This window comes from Amycolatopsis sp. NPDC104863 (assembly GCF_055582965.1).
On the sequence record NZ_JBVJOW010000007.1, the window covers coordinates 237826 to 253599 of the forward strand.

Annotated in this window: 18 protein-coding genes; 6 read left to right on the forward strand and 12 right to left on the reverse strand. The window is 71.1% G+C overall.

Annotated elements, in window-relative coordinates:
- Window positions 1–57: 57 nt before the first annotated feature.
- Genes ACZ63J_RS34645 through ACZ63J_RS34660 form a run of 4 tightly spaced genes read right to left on the reverse strand, consistent with a single transcriptional unit; the run spans window position 58 to window position 3573 of the window.
- A complete protein-coding gene (locus ACZ63J_RS34645; RefSeq protein WP_465439754.1) occupies window positions 58–222 on the reverse strand; it encodes a hypothetical protein in 165 nt (54 codons plus the stop codon).
- Window positions 195–434 carry a GIY-YIG nuclease family protein gene (locus ACZ63J_RS34650; RefSeq protein ID WP_465399197.1) on the reverse strand — a complete coding sequence of 80 codons (240 nt, stop codon included), beginning with the start codon at window positions 432–434 and terminating at the stop codon, window positions 195–197. The genes ACZ63J_RS34645 and ACZ63J_RS34650 overlap by 28 nt, the downstream gene beginning before the upstream one ends.
- Entirely contained in the window at window positions 343–690 is a 348-nt protein-coding gene (locus ACZ63J_RS34655) for a DUF7662 domain-containing protein (protein WP_465398948.1), read from the reverse strand. The genes ACZ63J_RS34650 and ACZ63J_RS34655 overlap by 92 nt, the downstream gene beginning before the upstream one ends.
- A 33-nt stretch (window positions 691–723) precedes the next feature.
- Window positions 724–3573 carry an AfsR/SARP family transcriptional regulator gene (locus tag ACZ63J_RS34660; protein ID WP_465398949.1) on the reverse strand — a complete coding sequence of 950 codons (2850 nt, stop codon included), beginning with the start codon at window positions 3571–3573 and terminating at the stop codon, window positions 724–726.
- Between the two features lie 359 nt (window positions 3574–3932).
- Here ACZ63J_RS34660 and ACZ63J_RS34665 point away from each other — a divergent pair, with 359 nt between their 5' ends.
- A complete protein-coding gene (locus tag ACZ63J_RS34665; RefSeq protein ID WP_465398950.1) occupies window positions 3933–4475 on the forward strand; it encodes a hypothetical protein in 543 nt (180 codons plus the stop codon).
- A 47-nt stretch (window positions 4476–4522) separates the two neighbouring features.
- Here the strand turns inward: ACZ63J_RS34665 and ACZ63J_RS34670 are convergent, their stop codons facing one another.
- Together ACZ63J_RS34670 and ACZ63J_RS34675 are read right to left on the reverse strand one after the other, a co-directional pair.
- A complete protein-coding gene (locus ACZ63J_RS34670; RefSeq protein ID WP_465398951.1) occupies window positions 4523–4753 on the reverse strand; it encodes a DUF397 domain-containing protein in 231 nt (76 codons plus the stop codon).
- Window positions 4753–5619, reverse strand: a complete 867-nt coding sequence (locus ACZ63J_RS34675; protein ID WP_465398952.1) for a Scr1 family TA system antitoxin-like transcriptional regulator — start codon at window positions 5617–5619, stop codon at window positions 4753–4755. The genes ACZ63J_RS34670 and ACZ63J_RS34675 overlap by 1 nt, the downstream gene beginning before the upstream one ends.
- A gap of 138 nt (window positions 5620–5757) precedes the next feature.
- On the opposite strand from ACZ63J_RS34675, the gene ACZ63J_RS34680 reads away from it, so the two are divergent.
- From ACZ63J_RS34680 to ACZ63J_RS34690, 3 genes are all read left to right on the forward strand, one after another.
- A complete protein-coding gene (locus ACZ63J_RS34680) occupies window positions 5758–6516 on the forward strand; it encodes a hypothetical protein (RefSeq protein WP_465398953.1) in 759 nt (252 codons plus the stop codon).
- 107 nt (window positions 6517–6623) lie between these two features.
- Window positions 6624–7274, forward strand: a complete 651-nt coding sequence (locus tag ACZ63J_RS34685) for a glycoside hydrolase family 11 protein (RefSeq protein WP_465338403.1) — start codon at window positions 6624–6626, stop codon at window positions 7272–7274.
- Window positions 7275–7331: 57 nt separating this feature from the next.
- Window positions 7332–7937, forward strand: coding sequence for a polysaccharide deacetylase family protein (locus tag ACZ63J_RS34690; protein WP_465439756.1), 606 nt, complete (start codon window positions 7332–7334; stop codon window positions 7935–7937).
- 42 nt (window positions 7938–7979) lie between these two features.
- On the opposite strand, the gene ACZ63J_RS34695 is transcribed toward ACZ63J_RS34690, so the two are convergent.
- The 4 genes from ACZ63J_RS34695 to ACZ63J_RS34710 are packed head-to-tail and all read right to left on the reverse strand — an operon-like array spanning window position 7980 to window position 11251.
- A complete protein-coding gene (locus ACZ63J_RS34695) occupies window positions 7980–8648 on the reverse strand; it encodes a hypothetical protein (RefSeq protein WP_465398955.1) in 669 nt (222 codons plus the stop codon).
- Between the two features lie 13 nt (window positions 8649–8661).
- Window positions 8662–9504 (reverse strand): sigma-70 family RNA polymerase sigma factor, encoded by an 843-nt coding sequence (locus ACZ63J_RS34700; protein ID WP_465398956.1) that lies wholly within the window; start codon window positions 9502–9504, stop codon window positions 8662–8664.
- Between the two features lie 31 nt (window positions 9505–9535).
- On the reverse strand, window positions 9536–10480 hold the full coding sequence (locus ACZ63J_RS34705) for an LLM class flavin-dependent oxidoreductase (protein ID WP_465398957.1): 945 nt from the start codon (window positions 10478–10480) through the stop codon (window positions 9536–9538).
- 6 nt (window positions 10481–10486) lie between these two features.
- Window positions 10487–11251: a carbon-nitrogen hydrolase family protein gene (locus ACZ63J_RS34710; protein ID WP_465398958.1), complete on the reverse strand. Its 765-nt coding sequence runs from the start codon at window positions 11249–11251 to the stop codon at window positions 10487–10489.
- Between the two features lie 95 nt (window positions 11252–11346).
- Here ACZ63J_RS34710 and ACZ63J_RS34715 point away from each other — a divergent pair, with 95 nt between their 5' ends.
- Window positions 11347–12507 carry a sensor histidine kinase gene (locus ACZ63J_RS34715; RefSeq protein WP_465398959.1) on the forward strand — a complete coding sequence of 387 codons (1161 nt, stop codon included), beginning with the start codon at window positions 11347–11349 and terminating at the stop codon, window positions 12505–12507.
- Window positions 12500–13195 (forward strand): response regulator, encoded by a 696-nt coding sequence (locus ACZ63J_RS34720; protein WP_465311544.1) that lies wholly within the window; start codon window positions 12500–12502, stop codon window positions 13193–13195. Before ACZ63J_RS34715 ends, ACZ63J_RS34720 begins: the two co-directional genes overlap by 8 nt.
- Window positions 13196–13223: 28 nt before the next feature.
- On the opposite strand, the gene ACZ63J_RS34725 is transcribed toward ACZ63J_RS34720, so the two are convergent.
- Complete coding sequence (locus ACZ63J_RS34725; protein ID WP_465398960.1) at window positions 13224–14132, reverse strand: ACP S-malonyltransferase; 909 nt, start codon at window positions 14130–14132, stop codon at window positions 13224–13226.
- On the reverse strand, window positions 14129–15541 hold the full coding sequence (locus tag ACZ63J_RS34730; protein WP_465398961.1) for a class I adenylate-forming enzyme family protein: 1413 nt from the start codon (window positions 15539–15541) through the stop codon (window positions 14129–14131). The genes ACZ63J_RS34725 and ACZ63J_RS34730 overlap by 4 nt, the downstream gene beginning before the upstream one ends.
- Between the last annotated feature and the right edge of the window lie 233 nt (window positions 15542–15774).

Here is a 15774-nt window from a genome sequence, read left to right on the forward strand (position 1 = left end):
CCGGATCTCCCCAGGGGGACGGTAGGCGGGGGTGATGAAATCCCGATGAAACCGGGCTCAGGGCTCGATGTTCTTGTCACGGTTGAGGGCAAGCGCGTCACCGTCGAGGTACACCAGAGCCAGGGCGGCGTGCTCGGCCAAGACCCGGGCGGTCTTGCGGCGGAACGACAGCTCTCGCGACGCCCCATCGGCGACTATCGTGGCCACCGTCGCGACGGCCATGGTGGCGGTTCCGCCGTCGTGCAGGTGTGTTTCTTCAGCAGGTCGTGGATCCGCTGGTTCGTCGGCTGTGCCGGGCCGGGCCGCCGGTAGTGCCCGGTGCGGCGGCCCAGGTTCTCGGACTCACCGACGTAGACCATCGGCTGCTCCTGGTCCGGCGAGCCGGACAGGGTGATCCGGTAGACGCCGGGCGTGTGTGGCAGCAGCGGGAACACGAGCCCTCCGGTGCTGTCGAGCTTCCCCGCGGGTGAAGCGCACTCGCTGTCGATCCAGGCTCACGCGGTCGACGCGCCAATCCGCCTTCGTCCAGGCTTCGGCTTGGACATGGCCGCCGTTGCTCCACCAGGCGGGCCATTCGTACGCCGAGGGTGGGAGGCCGCCTACCAGCGTGGCAATCTCGGCGAACGTCAGCTCCACCACCGTCCCGCTCGTCGCCGCCAGGTGGTGCCGCAAAGGCTCGTACTTGCCCACGGACCGGTAGTCGCCAGCGCGGATCCCGCTGTTTCACCTGACCGCCGGCCACAGGCCGAGCCGGGTGAACTGCTCGCGGACGTGGTCGTGGACCGGGTCGTCAGGCTCCGTGACCAGGGCGATCGTCTGGCGGGACTCGTTCCACGCCTCCGCCTGCCGTCCCGTCGCCGCCAGGGAACGCACCAATGCCACCAAAGCGCGGACCACCCACCTGTGGTCGGTCGGCGACCGGGAGATCCCCAGCGCCTTGCGCGCGTTCAGCAGGACCTCCGTGTGCTCACCGGCGTCACACCCGGCCTCGCTCAGCTCGACCAGCGCCGTCAGCGTCTGGTGGTGGTCGGCCGGGTGCCGGTCGTGCAGGGTGACGGCTTCGGTGAGGAACCCGATCGCCTCGCCCGTCCGGCCCGACTGGCGGCTCAGCAGACCGAGCTCCAGCGCCATGGCCGCGTGCCGCCGGTGGTCGCCCAGCTCCTCGTAAAGCATCTTCGCCTGGCCCAGGTGTTCCGCAGCCTCCTCCAGACGACGGCGGCCGCGCAGACGCAGGTGCGTGCCGAGCGCCCCGTGCGCCGCCGCGGACTGTGACGGCTCGTTCAAGCTGGCCTGGATCGCCAGCGCCTCGCGCAGGCACGACTCGGCGTGGGCCGGGTCTTCCGCGTGCCGGGCGAGCAGCAGGAGCACTTCCGACCGGTCGCGATGGTTGCCGGTGTTGCCGAAGATCGTGTCCGCCAGCCGCAGCGCCTCCTCGATCTTGACGGGGTCGTCGTGGATCCGCGCCAACGCCGTCCAGGCCTGCCCTTCCGCGTCGAGGTCCCCGGCCGCCCGGGCCGCGAGCAAGACGGCTTCGGCAGTCTCGCGCCATTCGGGACCGAGGTGCGGCCGCATCAACCGAAGCAAGGTCACCGCCCGGGACGACGACGCCCCACGGCGGATCGCGGCCCGCAGGCTCGAGGCCTCGTCCTCCAGAAACGCTTGGGCAGCAGCAAAATCTGGCAGCCGCCCCGCCTGGGGCAGCTCGGCGGTGCGGCGCAAGGCCGGCGCCAGCACCTCGGCGGCGTCCGACACCCGCGCGATGTACCAGTCGAGCAGCCGCTCTTCGGCCTCCCGGCGGACGTCGGGAGGATCGTGGGCGAGCGCGAGCCGCGCCCCGGCCGCGCGCGTGAGGTCGTCCAGCACGAACCGGCCGTCGCGCCGGCCGACCAGGTACAGCGCGCCGAGCCCGGCGAGCGCGCCGCGGGTCGTCTCCTCGTCGGTGCCGTCGAGCGCGCACACCGCGGGCAGCGTGAGGCCGGGCGAGCCGTGGAGCGCCAGCGACCGGAACAGGCGGGCGGCCGCCGGGCGGAGCGCGTGGTACGACCACATCAGCGACGTCAGGATCGTGCCCGACGCCAGCTCACCGGCCAGCAGCAGCTCGGCCGGGCCGGGCAGTTCTTCGCCGCCCGCAAGGAGTTCGGCGAGTGTGCGGATGGCCTGCGGGGTGCCGCCGGTGAGCGCGACGGCCGTCGCCGGATCGGGGAGCTCGGCCACGGAGTCGCGGAGCAGGCCGCCGAGCAGCTGCTCGGTCTCGGCCGCGCCGAAACGGCCGACGTCCAGCCGGTACGCGCCGTGGCCGGTGACGAGGTCGCTGAGCCGGTACCGGCTGGTGACCACGACGACGCACTGCGCGCTGCCCGGCAGCAACGGCACGACCTGCCCGGAATCCCGGGCGTTGTCGAGGAAGAACAGCATCCGGCGGTCGTCGAGGAGGGTGCGCAGCAGCGCGGTCCGGGCGCTCAGGCTCGCGGGCAACGCCGTCGCGGAGACGCCCAGCGCGTCGAGGAACTCCGCCAGCACGTCGGCGGGGTCGCGGGGCGCGCCGCTGCCGTACCCGGCGAGGTCCGCGTGCAGCTGGCCGTGGGGGAACTGCTCCCGGACGTGGTGCGCCCAGTGCAGCCCCAGCTCCGTCTTGCCGACCCCGGCCGGCCCGGTGACGGCGACGATGAGCGTCGACGGCGAGCCGCCGACCCGGGAGCGGAGGAACAGGTCGTCGAGGCGCACGAGGTCGGCGGAGCGGTCGACGAACTCGCTGACCGTCGAGGGCAGCTGCGCGGGCGGCAACGCGCGAAGGGCGGCCTGCGTGCGGTGCTCGTCGGCCGGCGCGAGCAGGTCCCGCGACTGCAGCAGCCGCCGGTGCAGCTCCTGCAGCTCCCGCGCGGGCCCGGTGCCGAACGAGCGGGCGGAGCGGTCGTAAACCTGCTTCCAGTAGGCGTCGAACTCTTCGTAGTGCCCGAGCCCGTCGAGCGCGGCGAGCCGCTGGGCGATGTACTGGGTGTCGAACTCGTGCTCGACCATGGCGACGTCGAGGATCTGCAGCACCTCACGGTGGTTGCCGCGTTCGAGCTCGACGGCGCACAGGGCCTGGTACCCGGCGACGCGGTCGTAGAGGTCGAGGTCCTCGCGCTTCTGCTCCATCCAAACGGTGCCGAGATCCTCGACGGCGGGCCCGCGCCAGAGGTCCATGGCTTCCCGGAGGGCGGCCGCGGCGTCGTCGAGCCGGCCCGCCCGCCGCGCGGTGCCGCTGTCGCGGACCAGGGACTTGAACCGCGCGTAGTCGAGCTCTTCGTCCTCGGGCAGGAACTCGTACCCGGCGCGCCGGGTGACGATCCGCGCGGAAACCCCGGAGTCCCGCAGCGACGCGCGCAGCCGGCTGACGTAGGCCTGGAGGTCCTTCCGGGCGTGCTCGGGCGGGTTGTCGTCCCAGAGCGCCTCGATGACGGTGCGGACGTGGACGACCTTGCCGTGGTGGAGCATGAGGACACCGAGCAGCGATCGCTCCTTCGCCCGCCCGAGCGTCGCCTTCCGGTCACCGAGCCGGAGCTCGACGGGCCCCAGGATCCGGAACTCCATCAGGTTTCCTCGTCCACCCCCGCTCCCCGCTGGCACCGTAACTCGCCGGCGGCGCGGTTTCGGCGCAGGTCAAGCGGCTGTCAAGAATTTGTCCAGCAACCGGCAACCGAAGTGTCAACCAGCCGCGGTCACGCTCGTCCCGGAGGACCGGCCCGGCTGGAGGTGGCCCGATGCCGTGGACAGAACGGGAGCGCTACCCGAGCGAAACGAGTGCCGGTTCCGGCTTTCTGTGGCGGTTGCTGCAGTTGCTGGCACCCGATCCCGTCGACGGGCGTCCGGCGGAGCGCCACGCGGATCCGGTGCACCACACGATTCTCGCAGTGGGAATGGAGAGGTACTCGGCGTTCGACCGGACCAACATGCACCGGCTGGTGCTGCGCGCGGGGTTGTACCGCGCCTTCGAGGAGGCGTTGGCCGAAAGCGGAGTGGCCTGGGACCACTGCTATCGCGTGGACCTCGGTTACGGGATCCTCGTCCTGGCTCCCGCGGCCTACCCGAAAGCGGTGTTCAGTGAACTGGTCCCGGGTGCGCTCACGGAATCGCTGGCCGGCCACAACCGCTCGCACCGGCCGCCCGAGCGGATTCGCCTTCGGCTGGCGCTGCACGCCGGCGAAGTCAGCTATGACACGTACGGCACGACCGGTTCCGCGATCGTGCACACCTTCCGGCTGCTCAATTCGTTGGTGCTGAAGGAAATCCTGGCCTGTTCGGAAGATGATCTCGCGGTGATCGCTTCGGCCTGGTTCCACGAAGAGATCATCCGGCACAGCCCGTTGAGCCGTCCCGGCCGCTATCGGCCGGTGTCCGTTCAGGAGAAGGAAACCACCACGCGCGCGTGGATCCGGGTCGTCGGATCGGACGAGTCCGGGGAGCCGGGGCTCGAGGAGTGTGCTTTGGGGTGAAGGCGCGCCCTGCACGTGCACGCCCTCAGCCGCTCACTGGTCTGACACTAAAGATCTTCCGGCGTCACGATGTGCAGGAAGGTTGTCCAAGCGGCGGGCGAAAACTCGATGACAGGCTGTTCGGCGCGACGATCCTTGCTGTCGCGCACGAGAGCGGCGCCGGAAGTCAGCAGGGTTTCGACACAGCTGCCACCGGCGTTGGAATAGCTGCTCTTGAACCATCCGTCGCGACGGGGTGCGGGCGAGGACGGGAACACTTCGGTCGAGCTTTGTTTCATCAGGTTTCCTCGATGTAATCACGGACCATGTGCAGGCTCTGATCTCGAGGAAGTGCGCGCCGGAATGCGTCCTCGTAATACGTCGTGGTGATGTTCCGGACCTGCACCGGGTCGTCGATGACGCCCCAGGCGGTCACGGTTTCCTGCCACGCCAGGGTGGGGAGCCGCGGGTTGCCGAACTCCAGGAGGTGGACCGTCGCCGCGCCGAAGAGCCCGCAGGCGGTGGCCGTGAACGGGATGACGCGGACGTCGAGCTTCGCCGGGTGGCGCTCGATCAGCTCGGCCAGGTGCACGAGCTGCCCCCGGAGCACGTCCCGGCCGCCGATCTGCTGCCGCAGAGCCGCTTCGCTGAGGATGGCGGTCAGCGTGAACGGATCGTCCGGGTCCGCGAGTCTCGCCTGCCGCCGCAGCCGGGCGTCGACGCGCTGGTCGACTTCGACCTGCGGCAGCGTGACCGCGGGAGTCATGATCGCGCGGATGTAGTCGGCGGTCTGGAGCAGGCCCGGGATGAGCAAGCTTTCGTAGTCGCGGATGGCCCTGGCGCCCTGTTCCAGACCGAACAGGCGCTGGACGTCGGCGTCGAACAAAGCCGAGTAGTTCGACCACCAACCGCGTTGCTTGGCAGTGGTGCGCAAGGCCAGTAGCTCGGCCTTCTCTTCGTCGTCGAACTCGAAGAGCTCGGCGACCCGCGCGAGTGCTTCCGGGGAGAGGATCTTGCGCTCGTTCTCGACGGCGGACCAGTAGTTGCGGGTGAACCCGAGCGCCTCGGTGATCGCCTTGACCTCGATGCCCAACCGCTCGCGTTGCTTCTTGAGCCGGAGTGCGAGTTCCCAGGACGCGACCACAGGTGACTGCGGCGCGGTCATCTTGGTCAGCCTCCGGACGTGGTTACGGTAACCAAACGATGTGTGGGTACACGTACGTAGAGGTCACTCGGTTCATCTAACCTGGTGGGGTCACCTCCTGTCGAGCCGGAAGTTTCACTCGAACGGATATTTCGGCCCATGGAAAAACCTCAGTTGGAACGACCGGCCGGCCGGACCCGCGGCCGGGTCCGCTCGCCGGCCGAGGTTGCACCGGGGGCGTTCGGAGTCATCCCGCCGCAGCGGCTCGCCGGGGAGGTCGATTGGCGCGGGCGCGTGGAGCTCAACACGGCGCACTGCACGATCGTTGTCGTGGACGTGGCGGGATTCGGGCGTCACAGCCGGACCACGCCCAACAAGCTCCGTGTCCGCCGCGGTCTGTATCAGGGCCTCGAACGGGCTTTCGCCACCTCCGGCATCCCGTGGAGTGCCTGCCGGTATTCGGACCTCGGCGACGGGGTGCTCGTGCTCGAACCGGCGGGCGTCCCCAAGACTCCCTTCGCCGATTTGCTCCCGGGCGCGCTCGCCGACGAGCTGGCAGCCCACAATGCGATGCACCCACCCGAGGAGCACATCCGGCTGCGGCTGGCGTTGCACGCCGGCGAGGTGACTTACGACGAGCACGGAGTCACCGGTTCGTCGATCCTTCACGCGCATCGACTGGTGGACGCACCCGAACTCAAGCAAGCGCTGGCGGACACCGACGCGGTCCTCGCCGTGATCGCTTCTTCCTGGTTCTTCGAAGAAGTCGTCCGGCAAAGTGAGGGGAGCAGTGCCGGCGAATATCGCCCGGCCGAGGTCATGGGTGGACGCGCTCCCGCTTGGATCCGGCTGCTCGCCGCGCGACCGGCCGGCCGCGCGCGGACGCTGGTCCGGACCCGGCGACGGCACCGGGCCTGATCATCGGGAAACCCTTCCGTACTCCCGAAACTTTCCGAAGGTTATTGCCCACCCCACTCCCGCGATCGCATGCTTTCGCCATTCCGCAGCCTCGACGAGGAGGAAGCATGCTCACCAGGAACCGGTTCAAGGTGTGCGCCGCCCTGGCGCTGGCCGCCGCCTTGGTGCCCGGGGTTGCCCGGGCCGATACCGTCGTCACCACCAACCAGACCGGGAACAACAACGGTTACTACTACTCGTTCTGGACCGATGGTGGTGGCTCCACCGCCATGACGCTCGGCTCCGGGGGCAACTACCGGATGAACTGGAGCAACACCGGGAACTTCGTCGCCGGCAAGGGATGGAGCAACGGGAGTCGGCGGAACGTCAACTACTCCGGCAGCTTCAACCCCTCCGGCAACGGCTATCTCGCGCTCTACGGCTGGACGTCCAACCCGCTCGTCGAGTACTACGTCGTCGACAACTGGGGCACCTACCGGCCCACCGGCACCTACAAGGGCACCGTCACCAGTGACGGCGGCACCTACGACGTCTACCAGACGACGCGCTACAACGCGCCGTCCGTCGAGGGGACCCGGACCTTCAACCAGTACTGGTCCGTGCGGCAGCAGAAGAAGACCGGGGGCACCATCACCACCGGCAACCACTTCGACGCCTGGGCGCGGTACGGCATGCGGCTGGGGAACTTCTCCTACTACATGATCCTCGCGACCGAGGGGTACCAGAGCAGCGGCAACTCGAACCTGACGGTGGGCTGACCCGTGCGGCCATGGATCACGGCGCTGGTCACCGCCCTCGCCGTCACAGGGAGCGTCATGGGCACCGAAGCGCACGCTGCGGCTTGCAACGGCTACGTCGGTCTCACCTTCGATGACGGACCGTCCACTGCGAACACATCCGCGTTGCTCAACGCATTGCGCCAGAACGGGTTGCGGGCCACCATGTTCAACGAGGGCCAGTACGCCGCCGCGTACCCGGCTCAGGTGCGGGCGCAGGTGAGCGCCGGGATGTGGGTCGACAACCACAGTTACACCCACCCGCACCTCACCCAGCAGAGCCAGTCCCAAATGGACTCCGAGATCTCCCGGACGCAGCAGGCGATCGCGGCCGCGGGCGGTGGCACGCCCAAGCTGTTCCGCCCGCCCTACGGGGAAACCAACGGGACACTGCAGGCCGTGGAAGCAAAATACGGCCTCCGACAGGTCATTTGGGACATCGATTCGCAGGACTGGAACGGCGCGAGCGTGGACGCCATCGTCCAGGCCAACGCCCGGCTCACCAACGGCCAGGTCATCCTGATGCACGAGTGGCCCGCCAACACCCGGGCGGCCATCCCGCGGATCGCGCAGGTCCTGGCGAGCCGCGGGCTGTGCGCGGGCATGATCTCGCCGCAGACCGGGCGGGCGGTCGCCCCGGGGTGAGCGGGGCCGGGGCGCGGCGGGGTCCGGCCGCCGCGCCACGGCTCAGCTCACGTACCACTCCACGCGGACGGCGTCCGGCGCCAGGGTGGTCAGCCGGGCGCAGACCTCGTGGCTGACCACGAGCCCGTTCGTCCGGCAGATTTCGGTGCGCTCCGGGTCGGCCGGCGGGGTGAAGTTCACGGCCGCGAGGTGTTCGCGCATGACGTCCGGGGCGCGCTCGCCGGTCGCCGTCAGGACCCGCCAGCAGCCGCCGGAACCGCAGCTGTAGTCCTCCTGGATCCGCAGCTGCGCGGGCGCGGGCAGGACACCTTCGTCCCCGGCCGCCGCCTCCAGGCCGACGACCCAGGCGGCACCCGTCAGGAAGAACCCGGCGCCCACCAGCAGCGCCAGCCGGGCGCCGCCGCGCCGCGCGCCGATCGCGCAGACCACCGCCGCCAGGATCGGGTGGAGCCAGAAGATCTCGCGTCCGGCCGGCCACGGCCCGGCGAGGTTCAGCGCGCGCGGCACCACGAACCACGCCAGCAGCGCGAGCAGGACCAGCCCGGCGACGATGCCCGTCCGCCGCGACGGTGCGAGCCCGCACCACACCAGGATCGGCACCACGCCGAACAGGCCGCCGACGACGCTCGGCGAGAACGCCGCCACGACCACCGCCGCCACCACGAGAGCTGCGCGCCACCAGTGGGTCTTCACTCTTTCGGGGCTCAGCACGCGGTCATTCTGCTCAGGTCAGGCCGAGCGCCGCGATCCGGGCCGGGTCGGCCACGATGTTGATCTCCACGATTCGGCCGCCGCGGACCGTCGGGCCGAACACCGCCACCGGCCGCCCGTCCGCGACCGCGAGCAGCCCGGCCTGGCCGTTGACGACCACGGGCCGCGGGAGCGTGCCACTCCCGCTCGCGAACAGCAGGGCCTGGGCGGCCACCGTCCGCGCGCCGCGGACCAGCTTCGACGCCGTGCCCGCGTCGGCGCGCAGCACCACGTCCGGGTCGAGCACCGCGACCAGCGCCTCGAAGTCACCGGCCTGCGACGCGGCCAGGAACGCGTCGACGACCTCGCGTTGCGCGGAGAGATCGCCGTCCGGCCGGGCGGCCCCGCGCACCCGGCGGCGAGCGCGGCTGGCCAGCTGGGTGGTGGCCGACGGCGTGCGCCCGGCGATCGCCGCGATCTCCTCGAACGGCACGCCGAACATGTCGTGCAGGACGAACGCCAGCCGCTCGGCCGGCTTCAGCGTCTCCAGCACGACGAGCAGCGCCAGGCCCACCGAATCGGCGAGCACGGCGAGGTCCGCCGGGTCGGCCGTGACGTCCGGGTCCGGCACGTGCGTCTCGAGGGGCTCCTCGCGGCGCGTCCGGCGGGAGCGCAGCACGTCCAGGCAGATCCGGCCGGTCACGGTGGTCAGCCAGCCGCCCAGGTTCGCCACCGCGGTGGTGTCGGTGCGGGCGAGCCGCAGCCAGGTCTCCTGGACGGCGTCGTCCGCCTCGGCCGCCGATCCCAGCATCCGGTAGGCCACCGCGCGCAGGTGGGCCCGGTGCCCCTCGAACTTCTCGGCCAGGAAGTCGTCCACGGTTCCTCTTCTCCGTCACCAGCCTGACGAATCAGGCGGTCCCGATGTGACGCGCGAGGAGCTCGTACGACCGCCGCCGGTCGGGGTGGCCGTGCACCGGGGTGGTCACCATCAGCTCGTCGGCGCCCGTTTCGGCGACGACGGCCCGCAGCTGGTCCAGCACCGTCGACGGCGAGCCGGCGAAGAGCCGGTTCGCGAGGTCGGCGGGCTCGTGGGCTGCGGCTTCCTCGGGACTCGGCAACAGGATGCGCTCACCGCGAAGCCGCCGAAGGACCTTCACCCGGGTCGGCCGGGCGAGCCGTTCGGCGCGAGCGTCGGTCTCGGCCGCGATCACGGACACGCTGACCAGCGTCACCGGCGCCGGAATGCGAGCCGGCCGGAACGCCAAGCGGTACGTCTCCGTCGCCTCGGCCGCGTCGTCCGGGTTGAGGTGGTGGGCGTAGGCGTACGCCAGCCCGAGCTGCCCGGCGAGCCGCGCGCTGGCCGCGGACGTGCCCAGCAGCCAGACGTCCGGGGCGTTCCCGGCCGCCGGGACCGCCGGGCCCGGCCGGTCGAAGTACCCGAGCAGCTCCTCGACCTGCGCGCGGAAGCCCGGGGTGGCGCGGCCGCCGCGGACGAGGTCCACCGCGGCCGGGGAACCACCGGGCGCCCGGCCGAGGCCGAGGTCGATCCGGCCGGGGTGGAACGCCGTCAGCGTGCCGAACTGCTCCGCCACCACGATCGGCGGGTGGTTCGGCAGCAGCACGCCGCCGGCGCCGATCCGGATGCGGCGCGTCGCGGCCGCGAGCCGGCCGGCGACGACGGCGGGCGCGCAGCTCGCCACCCCGCGCATCCCGTGGTGTTCCGGCACCCAGTAGCGGTGGTAGCCGAGCTCGTCGGCCAGCACGGCGAGGTCGACGGTGTTCGCGAGGGCTTCGCGGGCGCTCGAACCGGCCACGATCGGCGAAGTGTCCAGAATGGACAGCCGGACGTCCACAGTGGACTATCCGGCGAACAGGTCCGGCCGGCGGTCGGCCAGGTAGGGGCTGAGCTCGCGGGCCTTCGGGATCTCGGAGAGGTCGATTTCGGCGACGCGCAGCTCGCCGTCACCGCTGAGCACCCGCCCGTCCGGGCCGACGACCCGGCTGAGCCCGCAGTAGGTGAGGCCCTGCCCGCGGCCGGTCCAGTTGGCGTAGGCGATGAACAGCTGGTTTTCGAACGCGCGGGCGGGCACGAGCCCGGTCGCGACGAACTCGCACGGCTCCATCAGCGCGGTCGGCACGAGCAGCAGCTGCGTCCCGGCCAGCGCGTGCGCGCGCACGGCTTCGGGGAATTCGACGTCGTAGCAGATCAGCACGCCCAGCGTGAGGCCCTCGAACTCGGCCTGCACCACACCGTCGTCACCGGGGTCGAACGCGGCGCGCTCGACCGGGCCGTAGAGGTGGCTCTTGCGGTAGCTCAGCACGGTCTCACCGGCACGCCCCACGAGCCGGGCGGTGTTGTACACGCGGTCGCCGTCGGCTTCGGGCCAGCCGTGCACGATCGCGATCCCGGTTTCGGCGGCGATCGCGGAGACCGCCGCGCAGTACGGCCCGCCGAGCGGTTCGGCGAGGGAACGCAGGCGCCGCGCGTCGGTCAGGTACCCGGTGCCCGACAGTTCGGGCGTGACGAGCACCGCCGCACCGGCCGCCGCGGCCCGCTCGGCGGCGGCACGCAGCCGGGAGGGTGAGACGCCGTCCGCCACGGCCTCCCAGCAGGCGATCTTCACCGCCCAAGGGTAAGCGCGGCGCCGAAAAACCGGCAACCCCTACTCTGCCCCACCACGGGGGGCCCGGCGGCCGGTGATGCGGCAGACTGCTGGTCATGGACAAGGTGCTCCGCGGCCTCAGGTTCCCCGAGAACGTGGCGCCGGGCTGGCTGGTGGTGCAGCTGCTGGGATCCGTCGTGATCCTGGCGACGCTGCTGACCACCGGGGAGACCCAGTCGTTCGTGTGGGCGGCCTACGGCGCGGCCGCCGCGTGCTGGGTGGGGTTCGTGCTCGCCCACGACCGGCTGCCGCGGACGGCCGCGGCGCTGCTCGCCGCGGGAGCCACCGTCGTGGCGCCGGTGATCAGCCTGGCTTCGGACACCTCCGCGCTGGTCATCGGCGTGGTGATGCTCGGCCGGTTCGCCGCGCTGACCACCCTGCGCGTCCGGGTGATCGTCGCGACCGGGTGCGCCGACATCGCGTTGTGCGTGCTGGGCGGCCTGCTCGCCGACGTCGGGGCCGGCGAGACGCTCGGCAACCCGCTCGGCCTGGTGATCATCCTGCTGTTCGGGCTCAACCGCCGGCAGTACCGGCTCCACCTGGCCCAGACCCAGGCGCTGCTGGAGCAGACGACCCGCGCGCAGGCCGAGCAGGCGCGCGCCGCGGCGCTGGACGAGCGCACCCGGATCGCCCGCGAGATCCACGACGTGCTCGCGAATTCCCTTGGCGCGCTTGTCGTGCAGCTCGAGCTCGCCGAGGCGCTGATGGAGAAAAACGAGGACGGCCAGGCGCTGGAACGGATCCTGGTCTCGCGGCGGCTGGCCGTGGACGGCCTCGCCGAGGCGCGCAACGCCGTCGCCGCGCTGCGTGCCGACGTCCCGCCGCTCGACCGGGCGCTGGCGGATCTCGCGCAGCGGCACAGCAAGATGAACGCGGCCGAAGTGTCCTTTCGCACCGAAGGCGACCTCCGGGCGCCCGCTTTCGCGGTGGTAGCCTGCCTCGTGGCGACGGCCCGGGAAGCGCTGACGAACGCCGCGAAACACGCGCCCGGCGCGCCGGTGACCGTCGTGCTGGGGTGCGAACCGGGGTCGATCCGCCTCACCGTCCGCAACCCGCTGTCCGGCGAACCGCGTGCGGGGAAGGGTTTTGGCGTGACCGGGATGCGGGAACGGCTCGCCCAGGTGGGCGGCCGGCTCAGCGCCGGGGCCGAACCGGGGGCGTGGCAGGTGGTCGCGGAAGTTCCGGAACCCGCGCACAACGGAGGGGATCATGGGTGAGCCGCAGACGATCAAGGTGATCGTGGTCGACGACCAGCAGGTCGTGCGGGAAGGCCTGGTCGCGCTGATGAGCCTGCTCGACGACGTCGAGGTGGTCGGCTCGGCGGCGAACGGCGCGGAGGCGCTCGACCTGGTCGGCCGGCTCGAGCGGCTCGACGTCGTGCTGATGGACCTGAACATGCCGGTGCTGAGCGGGGTCGAGGCGACCAAGCGCATCACCCAGGAGCACCCGGACGTCGCCGTGGTGGTGCTGACGACCTATTCGGACGACGAGTCGATCGCCGGCGCGCTCGCCGCGGGCGCGCGCGGGTACCTGACGAAGGAAGCCGGTCGCGGGGAGATCGGGTCCGCGCTGCGGTCCGTCGTCGCGGGTCAGCTGACGTTCGGCGCGGACGTCTCGCGCCAGGTGGTCAGCGCGCTGTTCGACTCCGGCGGCCAGGGCGCGCCGAAAGCCGTGCCGCACAAGGAAGGCCTGCCCGACGGGCTCACCGCGCGCGAGGCCGAGGTGCTCGGCCTGATCGCCGCGGGGCTGAGCAACGGGAAGATCGCCGCCGAGCTGTTCATCGGCGAGGCGACGGTGAAAACGCACATCAACAACGCGTTTGCGAAGATCGGCGTCCGCAACCGCGTCGAGGCGGTGCGGTACGCCGTGCAGCACGGGCTGGAGCGGGAACCCCGGGCGCGGTGACGTCGGGGGAGCCACCGCGACCGGGTGCTCAGCCGGCGGGAACGGCTTCCCGGCGGGGCTTCAGCGCCAGCTTCGGGTTGTGCGCCACGACCTTGAACGCCTTGGTGCGGGGCACCCGGCTGAAGAGGTTGTCGGTGCCGCAGAAGTGCAGCTCGGTGACGTCGAGCCGGTGCAGCGACGCGGTGACCGACGGCCAGTCGATCGGCCGGTCGAAGGTGGCCAGCAGCATCGTGCGCACCTCGGCGGCCGTGCGGACGACGGCGCCGTCCTGGTCGGTCACCAGCGGGATCTCCGGGTCGCGCAGCGGGCAGCCGTCGAACGCGGCCGCGGCGGCCCGGCGGCGCAGCTCGCCGAACGCGGGCGCGTGCACCGGGGGCCGCATCGTGTACAGCGAATAGCCGCCCACCGCGCCGATCCGGCGGATGAACTCGTCGAGCTCGCCTTCGCGCAGCGAGACCATGTGGAAACCATCGTCGACGACTCCCGAGACCTCGTGCCACGACAGCTCGCCGAGCACTGTCCGCCAGCCCTCGTCGGGAACGCGCATCACGGTGTGCGTGACGACGTCTTGGTGCTGGGAAGCGAAATACTCCGCCTCGCAGTCCGCCTGGATCGCGGTCAGGCGCACCGCGTCGGCGAAGGACAGCGCGCCGGAGTGGACCGCGGCTGCTTTTTGCCCGAAGCTCACACCGGTGACGACGTCAGGCCGGAAGGCGAGCGAGTCCGCGAGGGCGACGCAGCTGACCAGGAACGCCAGCTGTGCCGCGGGGGAGTAGTCGTCGTCCGCTTCGGCGTAGGCGTCCAAAATGGAGTATCCGACGACTTCGTCGGCCTCCGCGACCCGGCGGCGGGCGTCGGCGTTGATCACCAGGAACTTGGTCAGCTCCGCGAACCTGCTCGGCGCCATGCCGGGGAAGACGAGTGCGGTGCCGCTCATGCCCCCGCACCGGCCTCGGCGAGCTCTTCCATCCGCTTCTTGTCCGGCTTCCCGTTGCGGTTGACCGGGAACTGGTCGACGACGACCACGCGGTTCGGCTGCTCGTAGGCGGGCAGCACCTCGGCGATCCGGTCGCGCCAGTAACCGCTTTCGCGCTGGTCCGGGTCGGCGACGAAGAACACGAGCTGCGCGCCCTTGCGCTCGTCGGGCAGCGAGATGATGCGGGTGCTGCAGCCGTGCGCGGCGACCTTCCGCTCGATGATCTCCGGGTGCAGCGTGTAGCCCATGCGGTGCACGGCCGCCTTGCGGCCGGCGATGAACAGGTTCCGGTGCTCGTCGAGGTGCCCGAAGTCGCCGGTGGGGTACCAGCCCTGCTCGACCGGGGTGATCGTCCCGTCGGCGCCGAGCAGCGACGTCAGCATGTCCGGGCAGTCGATGACCACCTCGCCGATCTCCCCGGCGGCGACCTCGCGGCCGTCGTCGTCGACGACCTTGACACCGATGCCGGCCATCACCTGGCCGGTGCCGACCGGGTTGTCCAGCGTCGCGAAGGCGAGGTTGCCCAGCTCGGTGCTGCCGTAGCTGTCCAGCAGGGTCATCCCGAACTCGGCTTCGTACTCGGCGACGACGGGGGAGTCCAGCGGCGCGGCGCCGCTGCAGAACATCCGGACCTTCGCCAGCGCGGCCCGGGCCTCGGGGCGCTTGCGCACGATGTTCAGCATGCTCTGGTAGGTGGTCGGGGCGGCGTCCACGACGGTCGCGCCGCACTGGCCCGCCATCCGCAGCGCGCGGTCGAGCCGGCGGTAGGGGGCGATCACCAGCGAACAGCGTGTCAGCCACGCGATCATCACCATCGAGATGCCGTACTGGTGCGAAAACGGCAGCAGCGGCAGCAGGACGTCGTCCGGCCGGTGCCCGACCTGGTCGGCGTTGCGCTGCATGTTCTTGAGGAACCGGGCGCCGTTCTTGACGATGCCCTTCGGCGAGCCGGTGGAGCCGGACGACCACATGATGATGCTGTCCGGTTGCTCGCACCAGCGCTCGAAGGACAGCCGTTCGCCGGGTTGCGCCGGCACGGCGTCGGCGAGGAGCTCGTAGAGGTAAACGGGATTCTGCCCGTCCGGCAGCGGGGCGTCGTCGTCCACGATGGACAGCCGGACGTCCGCGCGGTCGAGGATCTCCTGGGTCTGCTGCGGTTTCTCCTGCGGGTCGACCAGCACGATCGACGCGCCGAGGTGCATCAGCGCGAACAGCGTGGTGACGTACCCGGCGGAGTTGCCGGCCTTGAGCATCACGCGGTGCCCGGGCAGCAGTCCCCGCGCGCCCAGCGCGTCGGCCACGCCCAGTGCGCGCAGCTCGAACTCGTCGAGGGTCTGCACCGAGTCCGCGGCAAAGAGTTTCGCCGGCATCGGCCCGTCCTTTCGGTGGAATGGGAAGGCGCCAAGATGGTCCGAATATAGGAATGGCCGGTCGGCGCCTGCCACCCCTAACCCCGGATAGGGGTGGGCGGAGGGCCTCATCAGCAGGTCCAGCCTCTCATCGGACCGGCGGAAGCTAGGGGCGCTTAGGGGTGGGGACGGCCCGCCGGCCTCGGTAGCCTCCCGAGAGGGTGCGGGAATTCCCGCCAATTCCCGTCGGGAAA

Bases quoted from the DNA above. Each gene is read 5' to 3' on its own strand.
- ACZ63J_RS34670 (WP_465398951.1), bottom strand. From the start codon at position 4,753: ATGAAACAAAGCTCGACCGAAGTGTTCCCGTCCTCGCCCGCACCCCGT.
- ACZ63J_RS34725 (WP_465398960.1), bottom strand. From the start codon at position 14,132: ATGAGCGGCACCGCACTCGTCTTCCCCGGCATGGCGCCGAGCAGGTTC.
- ACZ63J_RS34680 (WP_465398953.1), top strand. From the start codon at position 5,758: ATGGAAAAACCTCAGTTGGAACGACCGGCCGGCCGGACCCGCGGCCGG.
- ACZ63J_RS34730 (WP_465398961.1), bottom strand. From the start codon at position 15,541: ATGCCGGCGAAACTCTTTGCCGCGGACTCGGTGCAGACCCTCGACGAG.
- ACZ63J_RS34675 (WP_465398952.1), bottom strand. From the start codon at position 5,619: ATGACCGCGCCGCAGTCACCTGTGGTCGCGTCCTGGGAACTCGCACTC.
- ACZ63J_RS34660 (WP_465398949.1), bottom strand. From the start codon at position 3,573: ATGGAGTTCCGGATCCTGGGGCCCGTCGAGCTCCGGCTCGGTGACCGG.
- ACZ63J_RS34685 (WP_465338403.1), top strand. From the start codon at position 6,624: ATGCTCACCAGGAACCGGTTCAAGGTGTGCGCCGCCCTGGCGCTGGCC.
- ACZ63J_RS34645 (WP_465439754.1), bottom strand. From the start codon at position 222: ATGGCCGTCGCGACGGTGGCCACGATAGTCGCCGATGGGGCGTCGCGA.
- ACZ63J_RS34715 (WP_465398959.1), top strand. From the start codon at position 11,347: ATGGACAAGGTGCTCCGCGGCCTCAGGTTCCCCGAGAACGTGGCGCCG.
- ACZ63J_RS34720 (WP_465311544.1), top strand. From the start codon at position 12,500: ATGGGTGAGCCGCAGACGATCAAGGTGATCGTGGTCGACGACCAGCAG.
- ACZ63J_RS34665 (WP_465398950.1), top strand. From the start codon at position 3,933: ATGCACCGGCTGGTGCTGCGCGCGGGGTTGTACCGCGCCTTCGAGGAG.
- ACZ63J_RS34690 (WP_465439756.1), top strand. From the start codon at position 7,332: ATGGGCACCGAAGCGCACGCTGCGGCTTGCAACGGCTACGTCGGTCTC.